Source organism: Marinomonas sp. UCMA 3892, from assembly GCF_012726345.1.
Taxonomy (GTDB): Bacteria; Pseudomonadota; Gammaproteobacteria; order Pseudomonadales; family Marinomonadaceae; genus Marinomonas.
Map to the genome: position 1 here is coordinate 61,572 of NZ_PTXN01000004.1, position 20,103 is coordinate 81,674.

Consider the following 20,103-nt stretch of genomic DNA (forward strand, 5'->3'; position numbering starts at 1 on the left):
AACAAAAAATTAACTCAACCCTTACACCACCTTTCATTTACTACACAATTCCTTGCAGGGTAAAATCGTCCCCATTTCTCATATTTGATAATGAATGACAAGGATTTGTCCATGACATACCGTTTGATTAAGCTGGATAGCTTAATGGCAATGGATTTTGCGTACGTTGAAGGTCGCGACTTAGCGCATATTGATGAGCGCGAGCTGCAACCCGCCTTACCCAAAGGCTGGGATACCGCAACCCTGATCGATAAGATTCATTCTGGCGAATACGCTCTACTCACCGATCATCCCGCCCAATCGTTACTGGTTCAAGAGCGTAAGAAGTTTGGCAAGAGTGAGTGGCAAATTAACCCTGACACAAAAGACACTCTGCCAGCAGGATTATTAGGTGCGGTGACGCAACGCCTTAGCATGATGGGTCAAGGGTCAGGATCTTCCGAAGCCAATAATCGAGGCAACCTGCATTCTGCTATCGAACCTGATTACACTCCCGAGCCCGTTATTCGCGCACGGGATTCTTCACACGAGTCCACCGAGCCCGTTGCCGAATACAATCTGGAAATTACTTTTTCTAAGGACAAGCCCAAACATCCCGTTGAGCTCAGTGTGACGCTCTACGACACCAAGAACAAAATGACGAAAGAAGATTGGCAAGCCACCCCAACTCGATACGGCACCCGATACACCATCACCACTACGAATAAAAAGCCTCATCATTTACAGATCCAAGCGGTTCATCGGGCCATGGGAACCTCACGCAAAAACGTGGCCTTGGTGCCCATTGGTTCAGGTAAAATCGGGGACGCCTTTATTCCGGTCATGCCGCAAGTGCAACTTGGCGAGCGTTTGGCCTTTGCCACCGCGGGGTATGTGTACCATTTCAAAGGCACCGAGCTGGTTCAAAAATACCAATGCTTGGACGATGGCACACTAAGCCCTTTGCCGGATAACAAGAACACAGACGCCTTTCGTCACGCCAGTCTCTATCTACTCATCTATTGGAAAATCGCGGGTCAGGTCGTGACCGATCAACATCTGTTGTATCGAAGCGAATCCTTAACGGATGACGAGTTAAACCACCTTTCCAGCGACTGGCTAGACGAACAGGGAGTAAGACTGGACCCAGAAGCCATTTTAGCGGCTTCCGAAGCTGCCGAATTACCACGAGACGCTTACCAAAAAGCCGCCCCCAAAAGTAACCTGATTTATCATACCGTGGCAGAAAATCCCGCTACTCAGCAGCGTGAAACCTGGCCTGACATCGCCAGCCAATACGGTTTATCCGCCAAAGCACTACTTGAGCAGAACCCCAGTTACAATGCCAACCCCAGCGCGCTAAAAGTAGGCGATGTACTGACCATTACCCAAAATGAGGCCGAAGCGCCGGTCGAGTTCGAGCGTTTTGAAACGCCACCCGAAGCCCCCAGCACTTACAACAGCGCACAAAACAGTCATTACGTCAGTGATAAAAAACGCTTCACTTTCGCCTATGGCGCGCCGCTTCTGCCCTTAGAACAACGTAAGGTCAAAAAAGGCCTACCCTTAGTCAACGTCAAACCGGAACACATCTTACGCATCGGCGTTTTTTTTGATGGCACAGCGCAAAACAACCGAAATGACGCGTATAAAGAAGAACATGGCGACAAATCCCGTACCAACATCGCTAGGTTATTTGAAGCCTACCCAGAAAAAACAGGCGAATCGGCAAAGATTTATGTCTCGGGAGTCGGCACGGTGGATGGAGCATGGCAAACGCCCCAAATGATCGACGAAGGTAAAGACGAAAGTCGCTTGTCTGGTGCAACGGGTCTTTACGATGACAATGGCGCCTTTCAGAAATGGCAGACTTTACTCGATCAGCTACAACAAATTATTGTCGATTTGATCGATAAAAAACGATATCAATCGATTACACACTTTTCCTTTGATGTCTTCGGGTTTAGCCGTGGGGCTGCGTTAGCACGACACTTTGTCAATGCGTTAAAAATGGGATTGCCCGATTACACTAAGCATCGTTCAGGCAAAGATACGAACCGGATTACGCCTAATTTATTGGGCACAACGGAAGGGGATAAATACAATCCAAATACGGGTTACCAAGCGGACACCCAACGCAGTGCCAGTGTGCGTTTTTTAGGCTTGTTTGATACGGTAGGCTCATTTTACTTGCCAGGTAATAAGGATAACGGTGTATTTAACTTGCATATCAACTCCGCGGATGTGGGTCATGCGTTGCAGATCTGCGCTCACCATGAATACAGAATTAACTTCCCTCTTACTTCCTTGAAAACCCGCGGGCAACTCGCACCCAACTTTTATGAAGAAGTCTTCCCCGGGGCTCATACGGATGTGGGCGGTGGTTATCCTTTTGTGGAGCAATATAATAAGACCGATCTGCCAAAGCGTTACGGAATCCCTATAAAGAGTACCTACAACAGAGAGCTTATTAAGACCCTGTCTTATCAAGATCAAAAAGAGGAATATGCYTACAAAGGCAGACTTGTAGACTTTGATAAGTGGTTTTATCAAGAACAACTKCGCCACCAAAMAGAGTGGTCAACAGAATGCAAAGCCACCTATAAACAACATGGCAAAGTAGAGCAAGAAGACGCTACTTTATACTTCTACCGCCTACAGCCCATCGATGCCAGCCTTGCTGGATTGGCTCAAGAGCGAATGAAGCAGCAGGCGGAGCGTTTTGGAGTAGAATGGTTCGAACATGAATACAGACTACCGCACGATTATGAAGATAACTCTGCTCAAAAATCATTGTGGAATAAATTAGCGGCACGGCCTATAGGAAAAATTGCACCACAAGATTGGCTGACAAATCTACCCGATAACTGCATCCACCGTTCCCATGATAGTGTTATCAACCCCGGTTGCAGTGACCCAATCGATAGTCAAGTGAATGGTATTGCCAATGTTAAGGCCTTTAAACGCTATCAACCCAATGCGCCATTGAACACACCTACGAGAGAAATCTATGACAATGAATAAGCTACTCTTAATCCTCATCACGTTACTTATGCTTACAGGATGTGAAGAGAAACCCTTCTATGTCGCTAGCATTGGCAATGCGGGCAGTTTAGATGGGCAATACGGTATTCGAGATATGTCAGTGTCCGATGTATTAGGCGGTGGTGCAGGATTTGGTTATGGTGCGGTTAATGGCTATCCAGGAGCCAGTGCCGATATTGGTCATATGGGAGTGCCAAAATATATTGAGGGTTTTTGGGCCAAATATGAAGAGGATGTAACTACGTATTTTAGAATTTCCGCCGACATCGACAGCGAGTTAGCGGAGAAAAAGATTCGGACTCTACGGAACTATTATGAACACTTTGAACGAAAAAAAGGTACCATGCAGGTATTAGTTGAAAAAGAAAGAGTTCGATTATTCTATACACTTTACTGCTCTCCTAATCTGAATGATTGCACTCCCAAACCTGATGCTGACCCAAACAACTGGGTGGAAAAAGCACCGGAATCGGTTCGAAATGTAGTCGTCCTGTTCGACGGCAAAGGCGAGATGTCTCTTACCCCGTTCCCAGATTCGCCGTATGAAAATTAAGCTGCTCTTAATCCTCGCCACTTTACTTATTCTGACAGGGTGTGAGGAAAAAACCTTCTATGTCGCCAGTATTGGCAATGCGGGCAGTTTAGATGGCCCTTATGTTATAGGACCGATTAGTGTCGCTGATGTGTTAGGCGGTGGCGGCGGCTTTGGTTATGGCGCTGTCAATGGTTACCCTGGAAAAAGTGCCGATATTGGTCGTATGGGAGTCCCCAAGCATATTGAAGGCTATTGGGCGAAACAAAATCCCAATGCGCGTGGCTATGTCGCTTTTTATCGTATTTCCGCCGACATCGACAGCGAACTGGCGGAGAAGAAGATTCGAACTCTTAGGAATTATTACCAAAACTTTAAAGGCAAAACCGGCTCAATGCAGGTGCTGGTAGAGAGAGAGAGTTAGAGTTTTTTATACATTATATTGCCCTTCTCATCGTGCAGATTGTAGCGGTAAAGAAGGTGCTGACCCGAATGGTTGGGTGATTGACTCCCCAATAAAAGGTTTAGATGTCGTCGTGCTATTTGATGGCAAAGGCGAGATGTCACTTACCCCGTTTCCTGATTCACCTTATGAAGATTAAGTTTTTTTAACCCGCTTATTTGTGGTGTCCCAATTGATAGTCAATGCCATTGCTAATGTATCGGCCTTTAAACGTTATCAGCCTCATGCGCCACTCAACTTACCGACAAGAGAAATTTACGACAATGAATAAGCTGCTCTTAATCCTCACCACTTTACTTATGCTGACAGGGTGTGAAGAAAAACCTTTTTATGTTGCCAGTATTGGCAACGCCGGTAGTTTAGATGGCCCTTATTACTTAGTTTCTATTTCTGTGAGCGATGTGCTAGGCAGTGGCGGCGGCTTTGGTTATGGTGCGGTGAATGGTTACCCAGGTAAAAGTGCTGACATTGGCCGTATGGGGGTGCCCAAGCACATTGAAGGTTTTTGGGTAAAAGGCTGGAATAAAGAGGAAGCCTATTATCGCATTTCCGCTGACATCGACAGCGAACTGGCGGAGAAGAAGATTCGGACTCTTAGGAATTATTACCAGTTTTTTAAAGGTAAAACCGGCTCGATGCAGGTACTGGTAGAGAGAGAAAGAGTTAGAATTTTTTATACATTATATTGCCCTTCTCATCGTGCAGATTGTAGCGGTAAAGAAGGTGCTGACCCGAATGGTTGGGTGATTGACTCCCCAATAAAAGGTTTAGATGTCGTTGTGCTATTTGACGGCAAAGGCGAGATGTCACTTACCCCGTTCCCAGATTCGCCGTATGAAAATTAAGTGACCTTTAATCATTTGCCACGCTAAACGGTTAACCTTTTAAGCAAACCTGTCACAACCTTTTTACTGTGGCTGGCTTTTTTTAAACAAAAATGTCAAGTTATTGCACAAATGGTCAAAATTACTGCACAGTCTCTCGAACTTGTCACAAATTTGAGATACATTTTAGAACCGTAATCAAAAAAGCAACTCCATAGTGGCATTTGGTTATCTCGAATCGAAGAACTGCCGACTAATATCATGTAAAGGAATCAAACCATGAATTTTACCAAGCGTTTTATCACGCAACTGGCCATTACTGGTGTCGCATTATCTGTGACTGCGTGTTCTATGATGGGACCGCAAAAACCAGATTGGCAAGAAGACAAAGAATATCGAGTCACTATTTTGCACACTAATGACCATCACGGTCGTTTCTGGCAAAACGGCAATGGCGAATACGGCATGGCCGCTCGTAAAACCTTGATCGACAACATTCGTGAAGAAGTCGCGCTAGACGATGGTAATTCCCTATTGCTATCCGGCGGTGACATCAACACAGGTGTGCCAGAGTCTGATTTACAAGACGCAGAGCCAGATTTCCGTGGCATGAATATGTTGAAATACGATGCCATGGCATTGGGTAACCACGAGTTTGACAACCCGCTTTCTGTACTGAAGAAGCAACAAGAATGGGCAGGCTTCCCTTTCCTTTCTGCAAACATTTTGGATGCGAAAACTGGCAAACCTTTGTTTGAAGCCTATAAAATTTTCCAAGTGGATGATCTAAAAATCGCTGTCGTTGGTTTCACTACAGACGATACGGCGAAACTGGGCAACCCTGAGTTCCTAGATGGCATCAAAATCGAATCACCTATTACTGTTGCTAAAAAGTTGATCCCTGAACTGCGTAAAAAAGCTGACTTAGTGGTTGCGGTTACTCACATGGGTCACTACCAAGATGGTAACTACGGCGGCAACGCACCAGGTGACGTAACACTTGCACGTACTGTTCCTGGTATCGATGTGATTGTCGGTGGTCACTCTCAGAATCCTTTGTTCCAACCTGATGAGCAAAATGGCACTTTGATTCTTCAAGCCCATGAATGGGGTAAATACGTTGGCCGTCTAGATTTCGTCTATAAAAATGGTGAAATTGTTTGGTCTCAATACAAACTTATTCCGGTTAACCTGAAGAAAAAAGTCACTAATGCAGACGGTAAATCTGAACGTGTTTTCATTGAAGACGAAATCGCCCAAGATCCAACCATGCTTGAAATGCTAACGCCGTTCCAAGAAAAAGGTCAGAAGGAGCTTAATATCGAGATTGGCTTCTCTGACACAGACTTCGTTGGTGACCGCAGCGTGGTTCGTAATCAAGAAACCAATCTAGGTAACTTGATTGCTCTTGCCATGAAACAAAAAGTCAATGCTGATATCGGTGTAATGAACTCTGGCGGTATCCGCGACAACTTAGAAAAAGGCATTGTTACTTATAAGAGCGTATTGAAAGTTCAACCTTTCGGTAACATGGTCTCTTACGTTGACTTCACAGCTGACGAGCTAACTGATTACCTTTCTGCTGCCGCAGCAAAACAAGCAGGAACAGGTGCATTTGCCCAATTCAGCGGTGTATCTTTGACGCTTAAAGATGGCAAAGCGACGAACATCATGGTGAATGGTAAAGCGCTAGACACTAGCAAAACTTACCGCATCGCGATGAACAACTACTCTGCTTCAGGCGGTGATGGTTACCCTAAAATTGTTAATCATCCAAACTACGTTAACTCAGGTTATGTAGATGCAGACGTTCTAGTGGAATATATCCAAAAGAACTCACCACTTGATGGCGCTAAATTCGCTCCAAAAGGTGCTGTGAAGCGTTAATAGAAAGACAAAGCCCACTAGAAAGCCCCAATAGACATCTATTGGGGCTTTCTTATTAGTCACCTTAAGAGAAACAGCTTAGCAAAAGAGTTACTCCTTTTTATAGGACAAGGACCATGTCAAAGGTGTCGGTAGCTTTTCAGATTCTAATTTAACGGTGAACAGCAACTCGTTCTCGCCAACCTGTTTCCAGGTATTGGTGCGCTTGCCTCGCTCGGACTCAAGAATCACCACCACGGAATCTGCTGTTTGCTGGTAGGTGCCTGATATCTCAATATCTTCCTCGTCTTTCTTAATCACTTCGCCATTAGCGGTAAGCGGTATGTTATCGGCTTTAGCATCGTCACACTGCCACTGGAACTGTTCGGTTTGCCAACCTAAAGTCCATTGCTGACAAATTTGCGTTTGCTTTTTCAACACAGGTCGCGCCAAAGCACGAATAAAAAAATTCATCTCTTGCGCCACATTTTCAACCGCTTCGTCCAACTTGGCCTGCGTGCTATCTGCGTCTTGCAATATCCACTTCCCTGCCAAAACATCGCCCGATGCTTGCGCACCTGAACTAAGCGCCATAGCGGCAACTATTCCAACACCAATCAGTTTCTTCACCTTGCTTCTCCTTATTTTTATTGTGAATAGATAATCGCAGAGTCAATGAAACTTGTAAGGCGCAAAAACGCGCACAATGACTGACATTTAACGCCATTCTTGCTGTTAAACGTTTTGGTGATGTTACGGAAAAGTGATATCGCTAGAGAGATATTGAGTTGCCGTATCAGCTTTTACAGGTTTAGAGAAAAAATAACCCTGATATTTCGCGCAGCCCATGTTTTCCAGAATGTCTTTTTCTACCTGATGCTCTACGCCTTCTGCAAGTACTGACAAGTTCATATGTGTCGCCATAGACACTATCGTATTAATAATGACATGACTCTGAGGATCGCTAGTCAGATCTCGAACAAACGACTGATCAATTTTTAGCTGGTTAATAGGAAAATGCTGTAAATAGCGCAGCGAAGAATACCCAGTTCCAAAGTCATCAATAGAAAAACGGATATTATGCTCTTTAAGTCGCCACATTTTCTCAGCAACAGAAGCAATATTTTCGACCAACATACCTTCGGTGATTTCTAAATCGAGCAAGCTTGAGTCCACTTGAGTCCGGTCGATCACATCGCAGACGCTTTCAACAAAGCACTCCTTGGCAAACTGATACGGGCTGATGTTTATCGCCACACCTTTAAATGTCGGCGGAAGGCCAATATCTTGCCACGCCTTTAATTGCTGACAGACATTTTCTAGAACCCAGTTTCCAACGTCGTAAATTAAACCAATTTCTTCCGCTATTGGAATAAAACGATTTGGCGGCACTAATCCCAGCTCTTCATTACTCCAACGAATGAGTGCTTCAAAGCCTATCAATTGGCCATGCTCATTCACTTGAGGCTGATAAACTAAATAAAACTCATCGTTGCTAATCGCACGGTGTAGAGCTTTTTCTAACGCAGCTCGCTCGGCAACTTGCTGCTGCATTTCTTGTCGATAAAAACGGTATGCATTACGGCCGCTTTCTTTCGCTTCGTACATGGCAGTATCAGCTTGACGTAATATCTGCGCATCATTCGCACCATCAAAAGGAAACAAACTAATACCAATACTCGCAGAGATAAATAAATCCGTTTGCTCTAAACGAAACACCTGACATAGCTGTGACAGCAAGGTTTCTGCCAATAAAGTGACTCTGCTTTGAGCTTCTTCGGCGTTATCTCCCAATACAGGAATCAATAACACAAATTCATCACCGCCCATGCGGACCGCAATATCAGCTTGTGACAAACAGGCTAGAATACGTTTTGAGGCTTCCACCAAAAGCGCATCACCAACGTGATGCCCCATGGAATCATTGATATTTTTAAAGCGATCCAAATCGATAAACAACAAGCCACCAATATGGCCATTATTCTGCGCCGTGGTGATGACTTTCTCGATATTCTGATTTAAAAATCGTCGATTAGGCAAATTGGTCAAGGCATCGTAATAAGCCAAAAACTTAACCTGTTCTTGGTCTAATTTACGTTGTGTAATATCCCGAAAAGATGCCAAAAAATGCGCCTCATGATCCAGCGTAATAATGTTTCCGCACACTTCAACCGGAAAACTTACACCACTACTGCGATGATAGTGCGCTTCAAATATTTTGGGATCACCCAGTGAATTATCCGCCCACTCTCTAAGTAAATTAGGCGTTTGCTCAGGATCAATATCTTGAATGGTTAACATTAATAAAGTGGGCTTATCGTAAGCTAATAAACGGCACGTCTCGCTATTACAATCTAATATCTGGCCTTTCAAGTTCGTCAGCAACATACATTCACTGGACTGATGCAAAACCGCTTTAAAGTACGCCTCGCTTTTCGCCAGCTCAGTTTCGACCTTCTTCCGCTTATGCCAAAGCGCGGTAATAGTACGGGCTAAAATCCCTAATTCATCCTCTCGAGCCGTTTGTTTAAATTTCAACTGTGCGGGATCATTATCTTCTCTTTCTAACTGGCCCAATTGATCAATTAGTCGTGATAGTGGATGCGATATCTGCACATAAAACAGCATAAACATCGCTGCACCCAGTAAAAAGGCCGATATTAATGACGTTGTTATTAACCGAATATTGCGACGGATAAAGCTATTGGTTACCGTACCGCTGTCAATGGTTACCATAAGAGTTCCAACAGACAAATGGTTGTTACGCATCAATGGCAAACTAAAGTGTTGAGGTAAACCGCTAAATACTTTTTCAGATAACCAACGTAACGACAAAGGGTCTAAAGAGCGATATGTACTTGCTAATTCAGTACCTAAATCATCTTCCAAGCGCGCTTTATAAAAACTGTTTGAATGCATTAATCCAGTCAGTACTTTTTTAGCTAGCTCTTCATCTAAAGAATATGCCGCTTCCGTCGCGGCATTTTCGACAATATGTAAAGTCGACATGACTTGATTCTGGATAGTGGCTTTTTCATCCTGCCAATCAATAAAAATTTGAAAAGTACTCATCGACAGACTAAGCAACAATATCAGCACTAATGCCCATTTAGCTTGTTTGTAAGATAGACGTTTGTGCAGTGGTAGCATAATCCCTCGCGGTGTATAGGCTGCTAATTAGGCAAAGATGAAAATCCATATCGCTTGAATATTTCATCCCTTTTGCCGCTCTCATCCAACTCTTTCAACCCCTTATTTAATACATCACGCCATTTTTCAGCATCTGGATATTTTTTACTAAAACAGCCGGAGTAATAATCCAGCCCCAACTCAGCAACATCATAAAAACTAAGCTGATCTATTACACCCATGCGCTGGGCTGCAAAAATAGCACTGTCGCGTTCTGTCATGAAAATATCTTGGTTGCGTCGCAACACCAGATTAATCCCCTGATCCAATCCAGAAACAGAAGAATAAGGTATTTTGGCGCTGTCCAAGATATCGGTCTGAGACCAACCATTTACGGCAGATACATGGAATTTTTTTAAAACAGCTAAGGTCGAAACATCATCATCCAAGAAAGAACGACGAGTCACAAAGGCATTAGCTGAATCACTAAGAGGCGTTGAAAAAAAAGCGAATTTTTCACGTACAGGAAGCTGTCTACAGGACACAGCGCCCAATATTAAACCTTCCTCAACGTCACGCATAATACGCTTCCAAGGTGTTAACTCAATTCGCACTGTAACGCCTTGCGTTGCATACGCTGCGCGCAACACATCCACATCAAAACCATATACAGCTTCCACTTTCCCAAAATCTGATGGCGGTGGTAATTCAGCAGAATCAATAATATGAGGTGGTAAATGTATAGTATGTAAAACAATTTCTTCAGCGAAAAGAGAGCTAGCAGATATTAACAAACCGCCAAAAATACCAGCAATGAACAAATTATTAGCTCTTTTCATGAAACTCTACTTTCCTCTCTAATTCTAGGGAAGACTAGGTACTCTATCGTCGTTCAAATATGAAGCAGAAATCAAAGTGACTCAAGCTTTATACATCGTCCAGCTTGCTTCGTTGCAAATTGTTACATTGCAAAAGACTAACCACCAAGCCATATAACAGGCAAAAAAAATCTAGCCGTAGCTAGATTTTAAAAAAATGAATTAGAGTCCCGACTTTTTAGTCGAACACTTATATATCAACTTTTATTTGCTAAACAAAGCCACACGCTGTGCTTCCATGATTTCTGCAATGCCTTTACGAGCCACTGCTAGCATACCCATCATATGCTCGTCGCTGAAGGCTTCACCTTCTGCTGTACCTTGGATCTCAATGAAACCACCTTTGTCGTTCATGATGACGTTCATGTCCGTTTCGGCGTTTGAATCCTCTGGGTAATCCAAATCCAATACTGGAACGCCTTTGTAGACACCCACAGATATCGCAGCAATTTGTGACACGATTGGATTCTCTTTTACTTTTTTGTTCTCAACCAATACACGCATAGCATCAGCCAAAGCAACAAAGCCACCAGTGATAGACGCTGTACGAGTACCGCCGTCGGCTTGAATCACGTCACAGTCAATCGTGATCGTGTTTTCACCCAATTTCTTAAGATCCACAGCCGCACGCAAAGAACGACCAATCAAACGCTGAATCTCAACCGTACGGCCACCTTGCTTACCGCGAGCCGCTTCACGATCCATACGGCTGTGTGTAGAACGAGGCAACATACCGTATTCCGCTGTGATCCAACCTTGGCCCTTGCCTTTCAAAAAACGCGGCACACCAGAAACCACAGTCGCAGTACAAATAACTTTCGTGTCGCCACATTCGATCAGCACCGAGCCTTCGGCATGTTTGGTAAAATTACGTGTGATTTTAAGTGGACGTAATTGATCTGCTTCTCTTCCGCTTGGACGCATACTTGCTCTCTCTGTCGATAAACCATCATAAAGGCGCAATTATAACGAACCCACACAAAATTGCGCCCCCAGCGATGGGAAAACATGACATTTAGCAAACCTGTCGAACACAGTCTCATTAGGCTACAATATCGCCTCTATTTTTAACAAAGTATTGGCACGCACGGTAATCGTGCAAAGGTCTCTCTATTAATTTTTTACTTAGGTACTCAAGATGACAGCAAGCATGACAGCCTTCTCTCGCCAAGAAGCCGTATACGATTGGGGCACCATCAGCTGGGAAATACGCTCAGTCAATCAGCGTTACCTAGAACCTAGCTTTCGTCTACCAGAAAATTTCCGCGAGCTTGAGTTTGCTTTTCGTGACGTGCTGCGCAAAAAAATAAACCGCGGCAAACTAGAGTGCCAACTGCGCTTCCAAGGCATAGACAAAGCGGCTACCAACTTAACCATTAATCCAAGTAATGCCCAAGCCTTAGCAAATGCCATCGAAACACTTGGTACTTGGTTTAAAGATCTAGATCCTGCCAATCCACTCGATATCCTTCAATGGCCTGGCATTCTAAGTGACGAAGGCAGCGACTTTGAGATAATAAAAAAAGCCGTCGTAGAGCTATTTAATAAATCTGTCGATGAAATGATCCAAGTTCGTCTACGCGAAGGTGCGCAGCTGAAAGAAATCATCGAACAACGCTTAGACGCCATCGATGCCATCGTCATAGAAGTACAGGCCAAACTGCCAGAGATCATCGCTGCACAAAAGCAAAACTTACTGGATAAACTTGAAGCCGCCAAAGTCGACCTAGACCCAATGCGCGTCGAAGCGGAAATCGTCCTACTGGCCCAAAAAGCCGACGTGGCCGAAGAACTGGATCGCCTAGCGACGCACACCAAAGAAGTCCGCCGACAGCTACAACAAAAAGGCCCCATCGGCCGCCGACTCGACTTCCTAATGCAAGAACTCAACCGCGAAGCCAACACCCTATCGTCAAAATCCATCGTCGTGGAAACCACCCAAAGCGCCGTTGAATTGAAAGTGTTGATTGAGCAAATGAGGGAACAGATACAAAACATCGAATAATCATGCTCTGGGGAATGTAATCTGAAATGCAGATATTCCCCATACCCTTCTTAATTGTAGTGGCATAGTTAATATTTCCCCCTGTAAAAATTCATAGCAAGCGATAAATCTTTATAGGGGGCTTAATATTAGTAACTCATAGACGCATACAGTCCATATTGTTTACCAGAGACAATAGGCGCTATGACTAGATTTCTAGCGCTAAGCCCCATCTCTGTAATAACGTATTGAATTCCAACCGCCAATGCTGCACCAGCCGCGACATCATGCCAGTAATGGTAGTCACCATGAACGCGTGAGTAGCCCACAAAGCCAGCAGCTGCGTACGCTGGTAAACCGTATTCCCAACCGTAGCGCATTTGTAGAAAGGCTGCGCCTTGGAAAGCAGCAGATGTGTGTCCAGATGGGAAAGAATTATTATCATTTCTATTTGGACGTTCTTCGTCTACCGCAAGTTTCAATGTGTGCGTTGCAACCGATGTCCATAAAGCGCCCTCTGCCCACTCCCCCGTGCCAGCGAAATCACCTTTCATCATTGAAATCACACCAGCAACTATCGGAATCCCTATCTGTAGATTGTCACCAGCACGAATAATGCTGTCATCAGCATGAACTACACTGATATAAGAAACCGGAAAAACTAGTAAAGCGATCTTAGATATGACCTTAAAACCATTAAAAATGATGTTTTTTCTATTTTTGTTGAATTTTAGGCGCAAAAATCCGCCCCAGCTAGCCTCAGCAGGGTTATACAAAGAGAACATTCTAGTTACCTTATAAGGTTAAGAAATTAAGATTTTGAATATCACTTGGTCAGTGTTGTGAAATCATATCTTTAAAATCTTGTGAGATCAACAAAGATCCCACAAAATGATTTCACAATTTATTCAAAATCATTTTTACCCCTATGGAAATGGTGTAATAATGACAAAAGAATGGTTTACAGCTGCCGAATTGGCGGGAAAAAAAGGTATGCCTGCGCATGCCACAAATGTGACACGCAAAGCGAAAAGCCAAAATTGGGAATATAGGCAAATCACAGGGTTAAGAGGTGTAAATTTTGAATATCACGCAAGCAGCCTCCCCCAAGAAACACAAGAAGCACTTGGTTTAGAAGGCGTAAGCAAGCCTGTACAGGCTGAAAATAACGATTCAAATATGGTTACTATTCAAATCTACTCAGCAAAAGCTAAGACTTGGAGCAAAGCCAAGCCAGAAACTCACATGGTTCTGCCTAAAGGATATTTACCTAAATCTTTGTCTGAGCAGGAGCTTAGTAACCTTTTCGCTTTAGAAGTACCTGACAACACAATGCAGCCTACAATAAACGTAGGCGAAGTCGTTCTAGTTTCCAGAGTGGCTAACAAGACAGCTATATCTACTGGTGTCTTCGTTATTGAAACGAATATAGGTATTACGATAAAAAGGCTAAAGCCGAACCTTGCAGGAACAGAGATAAAGGTGTGCTGTGATTCAGACAAATTTGATGATGAGACATTGAAGCGGGAAGACTTTGATAAATCGATTAGATTAGTAGGTAAGGTAGCGGGGGCAGTCACCACAGAAATAAATTAAGATGATGACAATTCAAGCTCATAGCCACCACTTTTCTCTCATCGAAGCACAGCAATAATTGGCGCAAGCCGTTGACGGGAATACCTTCACCCTCTACAGAGGCCAAATGAACAGAGCAAACATCTACGTTAATAAACTGGAAATACTCGAAAGAGCGAAGCTACTCAAAAACGCTTCAACACCAGCCGAGGAATTAAGGCGAACAGCTCGAGCAAACCCCATGAAACAATGTCGTTATACAACATTGGAAATAGAGCATATTGAGGTGCTGACAAGGAATAAACTGAGCTACATCTGGAAGAGGAGCTAATGAGGTAAAGACCCCCCTATAAAAATCATAACAAGTGCTGAATCTTTTTAGGGGACTTAAAATTTAAATAATTCATGAATGAGAAGTAACATGATTGCTAAATAAATTGAACTCTACTCAACCTTTCGGGTTCTGCTCTACGATAAATTTAGAATTAAATAATTTTCCTAAATAATTTTTGCCCCATTCCAAGCCTATGCAGTATTACGCTGATAATTTCTGTCAGAAAATAGTCTGACTTTTACTAATAGCAGACCGCGCAAAACTGATATACGGAATCCCACATTTTTTAATGCCATCAACATTTAAGTTGAAAATTATGTTGACATAACAATAATATGAAATTGTTTGAGGATATAAGGGAATAATAGACAGAATGTGGCTATGAGTTAACTAAATTTTTATAGATAAATTACCTTATGTATAGCACTTAAAAGTGCGCAATAAATTCATTTAAAAAACGCATCCTATTTCATTATTTTTTCAAAGGGTTTATCAGTATAGTTGGTATATATTAAACGATTGATGATAAAAACGTCATCTCTCATCTGATAACCCAACTCAATGAGAAAGGGAATCAACATCTGTAAGCATAGGACCATTCAAATGAATTCGATAAAAATGACTGCGCTATTATTAGCAGTGTTTATGACAGGTTGCTCAACCATAAATTATTCAGATACGGCTAAAAGAGAATACTTTTCAGAGCCTCCAGTTGAGGAAGTAGTAGAAGTGTATGTAGGTGACTATATGCTAAACCAAGGGCTATCTACTACATCTGATTATCTAATTTTAGAGCGCTTTGTTGATGGTATTGCTTATAACATACCACAAGGAGCTTATAGCCGTATTGGTGACTATAAAGGTGTCCCTTACTTCTCTGTAACAACGACCACTGGACGAACTATCATTTATGCTGCTGGTCTAATCGACACACCTATTGCATTACACTCTAAAACAGGAGGAGAAGAACTTTGTGTTACATCCGTCTCCTACCAACAAGCCTCTTGTTATGATGCTTTATTTAAAATTGAAAAACGAACGATAACAGATAGCCAATCATTTCAGCAGACATTAATTTATAATGGCTCTGTAGGTAAGAAAATTAATATCTCGTATCGAGAGTTCGCTAAAGGTACAGCACGTGATGCATTTACCAATAGCGTAGAGTACGACATGAGTAAATCAAACATCATAAACTACAAAGGCGCTCGTATAGAGGTATTGGATTACGATAACTCCTCTATAAAATTCAAGGTACTCAAACACTTCCATGATGATTTCACTGCTGGTATCTAAATAAATTTTGGGAACCATTAGTATTTAATGGACTCGTCAAAGTCAACGTCAACCTATACGACTGAGGAAGTTGTCGGTTTTTCAATGAAACAGTTACTTTATCTAAAGTGGTGACATAAACGGTGACATATATTAAAAATAATCCTTATACATCAACATCATATTTAAATTTTAAACATTCAGATACAAAACATCGAATAATCACGCTCTGGGGAATGTAATCTGAAATGCAGATATTCCCCATACCCTTCTTATTATCTTCTTAATAACAGCGCTACAAATACAAACAATTCACACACGATCTTTTTTTGATCAATCGGTTAGAATGCATTCCTCAACGAACAATGCACAACACAGCTCTCGTTACGGAAGATGATTCATGACGTTTAATCGCCCACTACTTTTTACCCGTTTATTTATAATGCTGTGGTGCGTTTTGGTTTCTGCTGTGGCTCTGGCTGATATTCCTACGCAAGTCATTCAAGGTTCATCTGTAAAATTAGAGCAATTTCAGATGGGATACTTTGTTGATAAAACAGAGAAAATGCTTTTCTCGGATATACAAAAACAAGAGTTCCAGTTATCTCCAAATGGCGTGTCATTAGGCACAACATCAAGGATGACGTGGGCGAAAATCGAAATTGAGAACGAAAATACGACGCCAATTAAAGTGTATCTTCACCATCCTTATGCGTATCACAATCACAAAGTAGAACTTTATGAAATAGTAAACGGCACGCTAACCCGCGAGCGCGTACTTGATATGGACCGCAAAGAGACACAACAGTGGATGTATCGCGGTAGCGCTGTGTTTGATATCACATTAGAGCCGAACCAGCACAAAACATTGTTTGTCAAAAGCCAGTCTTTTTCGCATCAATGGTTCACTCTTAATCTATACGATGAAGACCAGTCTAAAAGAGCCTTATTGGGTTTATACACAGACATCGCCTTGCTCGTCGGCATGTTATTAGCACTGATAATCTACAACTTCCTGCTATTCTTTTCTTCGCGTTTAAGAGAGCACTTCTTTTACGCCTGCTATCTAGTTGCTGGTGGTTTTTGGGTTGCGCTCTCTTATGGATTACTCGCTGACCTTTTTAATGTGTACGGCTCGATCACCTTGAAATGGCATTTGTCGTTAGTTGCTATGCCTATATTCTTACTGCTGTTCATGATCAATATTTTTGAAACTAAGAAGAAATACCCCATAGAGCATTGGGCACTGCTGTCGATTCTGACCTTACTAATCTGTGATTTTGTTTATGGCATGTTTGATATGATAACGGCCCTTAACTACTCCAGTACTTTGGCAGCTATCATGATGGTCGTCAGTGTTTCTGTGACTATTTCTATGCTGATCCGAAAGCATCCTATCGCGCCTTTCTTTTTACTGGGTCACGGACTATTCGCCATATTTAGCACCATGGCCGTGTTATTTTACAAAGGCAAAGCCGAATTTACTTATATCAATAGCCACGGCGTTGGCATCGGTATCATGCTTGAGGCGCTGGTATTATCTCTCATCATTGCGCATCGCATTCGTTCATTGGAAACCATGAAGGCTGCACAAGATGAGCTGAAATTATTAGCGTCGACAGATTCACTCACTCAACTATTTAATCGGCGTCACTTCAATACCGAAGCAGAATATCTATTGCAGAAAGCCAAACAGCTCCAGCAACCCGCAGCCATAGCGATGCTTGATATTGACCACTTTAAGAAAGTCAATGACACACATGGGCACAGCTTCGGTGATAAGGTCATTATTCAAGTGGCCAATACCTTAATGGCGGAATGTCGGCAACAGGATGTATTAGCGCGTTATGGCGGCGAAGAATTTATTATCTTGATGACCAATACATCAATAGGAGAAGCATTCAACTTGGTTGAACGGATACGACAAGAACTAGCAAAAGCAACCGTAATACTCAATAACAATCAATCCGTTAACTTCACCATTAGCGCGGGTATTGCAGCTATAGATTTAGAAAACCCCATTCTAAAAAACAGCATAAACCAAGCTGACAAAGCCCTTTATCAAGCTAAAGAAAACGGCCGAAATCAATCTCTAGTATATAAAGTTTAGAGCCCCAACACGTTGAGAAAAGCGGCCTTACATCAAACATCCAATAAGTCGTAATAGCCTACAGATTTAATTTGGCTCGCCTTGTTATTCCTGCGGTTTATTAATGTCTCGACGCAATGCCTTTAATTCGAGTTGGAGTTGTTGCATTTGCTCCAATAGCTGTTGCTGGGCGGCTTTTTCTGTGTCGATCTCTTCTTTGTGTTCGTTGTCGTGCATGGTTTGTACAGCGTTAACTATGACGGCGATGAAGAGGCTGAACAGGGTTGGTGTATGGCTAAGTGTTGTTAACGAAGGATTTGCCCATACTGCCCCAAAAGCCCAAGGGATGGCGTACTACTTGGAAGCTTCCTACTCAAAGCCCAGTGTCGGTGAGTCGTATGGATTGAGCTTTGTTATGTCGATACCATCGACATAACAAGCCTTCATGTCGAAATTCTCCAACTTTTTCGACATGAAAATAAAAAATCCTGATGACATGTCTATTTTTTCGTATTTTTTATACATAACCCAGCAAACATTAATCGCTTCTTGTTTAGCAAGTTATTCGCTGAGGCGGATGCCGAGCTGGTTTGTGATGCTTTGCCATCAAAGTGCAGAGCAATGAACGGTTTCTCTCCGATAAGCTATTGATCTTGTGAGGATCTAGACCACTACGTTATGAGCAGCTCCAGAATATTGAGTCATTATTCTCTTGGCCTGTTCATTTCCCGACGCAGTTCCTTCAACTCCAGCTGTAGTTGTTGCATTTGCTCCAATAGCTGTTGCTGGGTAGCTTTTTCAGCGTCTAGCTCTTCTTTGTGTTCGTCGTCGTGCATGGTTTGTACGGCATTAACGATGACGGCGATGAAAAGGTTGAGCATGGTGAAAGTGGCAATAAGTATAAACGGAATGAAGAACGCCCAAGCGTAAGGGAAGGCTTCCATCACTGGTCGTGCGATGCCCATGGACCAGCTTTCTAGGGTCATCACTTGGAATAAGGTATACAAAGAAGCCCCTAGGCTGCCAAACCACTCTGGGAAAGCCTCACCAAATAGCTTGGTTACCATCACCGCAGCCACGTAATACACGAGTCCCAATACCATGGCGATGGACAACATGCCATTCAGAGATTTCACTAAGGCACCGACAATCTTTCTCATGGATGGCACGAAAGTAAGTACGCGTAATACACGTAATACTCTGAGCGCGCGCAACACAGCAAAAGGACCACTAGCAGGAACTAACGCGATCCCCACGACAATAAAGTCGAAAACATTCCAACCGTCCTTGAAAAAAGCAAAGCGATGTACGGCTAAACGAATCCCTAGCTCAACTACAAATACGGCCAGGATCGCCTTGTCCAATGCCATTAAAAACGGACCAGCGGTTGTCATCACCTCAGGCGAGGTTTCTAACCCTAGAATAACGGCATTGATTAAAATCAAGGCCAATAAAATACGTTGTACTAGCAAATTTTCAATAAAGGCCTTTAAACGCTGACGCATGGAATTCGTTGCAACCGCTGTTGAACTGGGCATCTATCACCTCAATACTAAATCATCCCTAAATAGGGCTAAATTGACGTCATTCTATGCTAGAGCCCAATAAGATCAATCTATTTTGATGTCAATACATGGACCTGCTTAAGAATTTTTCCTATAAGGTTTACAGTAAGCAGGGAATAGAAAACAGTCTGTAAAAAAACCATATGTTCTAAGTTAAATCAAAATAGTGGACCATTCTTTACAAAACTTTTTGCTAATCTGTAATGACTCATATTAAAGAGAGGTTTAAACATGAAGTTTCCATTATTAGCAATTGCGGTAACACTGGTACTAGCTGGCTGCTCCAATACTTGGGAAGGTGTGAAAGAAGATTCCTCAAAAGCCTACGAAAGCACAAAAGAAACGATTCATGACGCCACTGAATAAGTCGTTCTTTTAAGCAAAGCCACATTCTAAAAGCCCGCTTTTACACCATGTAAAAGCGGGCTTTTTCATCATCTACAGCACCAGCATGGTTTCATAAAGTAGCTGCTCAATGCTTTGTCGACTGTCTATCACAGCAATAAGTACAACCTTGTTCGCCTCTTCATCGACTCGATAGATAATAAAATTTAATTGTCGTTTT

16 protein-coding genes and 1 pseudogene are annotated in these 20,103 nt (G+C 42.8%); 10 read left to right on the plus strand and 7 right to left on the minus strand.

The genetic code is table 11. From position 1 onward, the window contains the following. Positions 1-111 precede the first annotated feature (111 nt). The 5 genes and pseudogenes from B6N13_RS06890 to ushA all read left to right on the plus strand — a co-directional run bounded on the left by B6N13_RS06890 (position 112) and on the right by ushA (position 6,730). The gene (locus B6N13_RS06890; RefSeq protein ID WP_169458933.1) at positions 112-3,003 is read left to right on the plus strand and encodes a DUF2235 domain-containing protein; all 2,892 of its coding nucleotides are present in this window, start codon (positions 112-114) and stop codon (positions 3,001-3,003) included. Continuing rightward, the gene (locus B6N13_RS06895; RefSeq protein WP_012072014.1) at positions 2,990-3,577 is read left to right on the plus strand and encodes a hypothetical protein; all 588 of its coding nucleotides are present in this window, start codon (positions 2,990-2,992) and stop codon (positions 3,575-3,577) included. Before B6N13_RS06890 ends, B6N13_RS06895 begins: the two co-directional genes overlap by 14 nt. Next, positions 3,567-4,158: pseudogene (locus B6N13_RS06900) on the plus strand (hypothetical protein). Before B6N13_RS06895 ends, B6N13_RS06900 begins: the two are co-directional and overlap by 11 nt. A 124-nt stretch (positions 4,159-4,282) precedes the next feature. After that, entirely contained in the window at positions 4,283-4,864 is a 582-nt protein-coding gene (locus B6N13_RS06905) for a hypothetical protein (protein ID WP_048814160.1), read from the plus strand. A 258-nt stretch (positions 4,865-5,122) separates the two neighbouring features. After that, positions 5,123-6,730 (plus strand): bifunctional UDP-sugar hydrolase/5'-nucleotidase UshA, encoded by a 1,608-nt coding sequence (gene ushA / locus B6N13_RS06910; protein ID WP_169458934.1) that lies wholly within the window; start codon positions 5,123-5,125, stop codon positions 6,728-6,730. 90 nt (positions 6,731-6,820) lie between these two features. Here ushA and B6N13_RS06915 read toward each other — a convergent pair whose 3' ends face one another. The 4 genes from B6N13_RS06915 to rph form a co-directional block, all read right to left on the minus strand. Continuing rightward, positions 6,821-7,339, minus strand: a complete 519-nt coding sequence (locus B6N13_RS06915; protein WP_012072018.1) for a hypothetical protein — start codon at positions 7,337-7,339, stop codon at positions 6,821-6,823. A 123-nt stretch (positions 7,340-7,462) separates the two neighbouring features. Further along, complete coding sequence (locus B6N13_RS06920) at positions 7,463-9,859, minus strand: EAL domain-containing protein (protein WP_169458935.1); 2,397 nt, start codon at positions 9,857-9,859, stop codon at positions 7,463-7,465. Between the two features lie 23 nt (positions 9,860-9,882). Next, on the minus strand, positions 9,883-10,677 hold the full coding sequence (locus B6N13_RS06925) for a transporter substrate-binding domain-containing protein (protein ID WP_169458936.1): 795 nt from the start codon (positions 10,675-10,677) through the stop codon (positions 9,883-9,885). Positions 10,678-10,920: 243 nt separating this feature from the next. Then, entirely contained in the window at positions 10,921-11,640 is a 720-nt protein-coding gene (rph, locus tag B6N13_RS06930; protein ID WP_169458937.1) for a ribonuclease PH, read from the minus strand. A 214-nt stretch (positions 11,641-11,854) separates the two neighbouring features. Between rph and B6N13_RS06935 the strand changes: the two genes are divergently transcribed. Then, complete coding sequence (locus B6N13_RS06935; protein WP_169458938.1) at positions 11,855-12,721, plus strand: YicC/YloC family endoribonuclease; 867 nt, start codon at positions 11,855-11,857, stop codon at positions 12,719-12,721. A gap of 128 nt (positions 12,722-12,849) precedes the next feature. Here the strand turns inward: B6N13_RS06935 and B6N13_RS06940 are convergent, their stop codons facing one another. Beyond that, positions 12,850-13,485, minus strand: coding sequence for a phosphatase PAP2 family protein (locus B6N13_RS06940; RefSeq protein WP_169458939.1), 636 nt, complete (start codon positions 13,483-13,485; stop codon positions 12,850-12,852). 106 nt (positions 13,486-13,591) lie between these two features. Here B6N13_RS06940 and B6N13_RS06945 point away from each other — a divergent pair, with 106 nt between their 5' ends. The 3 genes from B6N13_RS06945 to B6N13_RS06955 all read left to right on the plus strand — a co-directional run bounded on the left by B6N13_RS06945 (position 13,592) and on the right by B6N13_RS06955 (position 17,994). Beyond that, the gene (locus B6N13_RS06945; protein WP_169458940.1) at positions 13,592-14,296 is read left to right on the plus strand and encodes a DNA-binding protein; all 705 of its coding nucleotides are present in this window, start codon (positions 13,592-13,594) and stop codon (positions 14,294-14,296) included. 931 nt (positions 14,297-15,227) lie between these two features. After that, positions 15,228-15,905 (plus strand): hypothetical protein, encoded by a 678-nt coding sequence (locus B6N13_RS06950; protein ID WP_198135035.1) that lies wholly within the window; start codon positions 15,228-15,230, stop codon positions 15,903-15,905. A gap of 379 nt (positions 15,906-16,284) precedes the next feature. Further along, on the plus strand, positions 16,285-17,994 hold the full coding sequence (locus B6N13_RS06955; protein WP_169458941.1) for a diguanylate cyclase: 1,710 nt from the start codon (positions 16,285-16,287) through the stop codon (positions 17,992-17,994). Between the two features lie 84 nt (positions 17,995-18,078). Here the strand turns inward: B6N13_RS06955 and B6N13_RS23540 are convergent, their stop codons facing one another. Next, the gene (locus tag B6N13_RS23540; protein ID WP_282434071.1) at positions 18,079-18,210 is read right to left on the minus strand and encodes a hypothetical protein; all 132 of its coding nucleotides are present in this window, start codon (positions 18,208-18,210) and stop codon (positions 18,079-18,081) included. Between the two features lie 467 nt (positions 18,211-18,677). Next, a complete protein-coding gene (locus B6N13_RS06965; RefSeq protein ID WP_169458942.1) occupies positions 18,678-19,511 on the minus strand; it encodes an ion transporter in 834 nt (277 codons plus the stop codon). A 258-nt stretch (positions 19,512-19,769) separates the two neighbouring features. Between B6N13_RS06965 and B6N13_RS23545 the strand changes: the two genes are divergently transcribed. Next, positions 19,770-19,904: an entericidin EcnAB gene (locus B6N13_RS23545; RefSeq protein ID WP_169458943.1), complete on the plus strand. Its 135-nt coding sequence runs from the start codon at positions 19,770-19,772 to the stop codon at positions 19,902-19,904. Positions 19,905-20,103 lie beyond the last annotated feature (199 nt).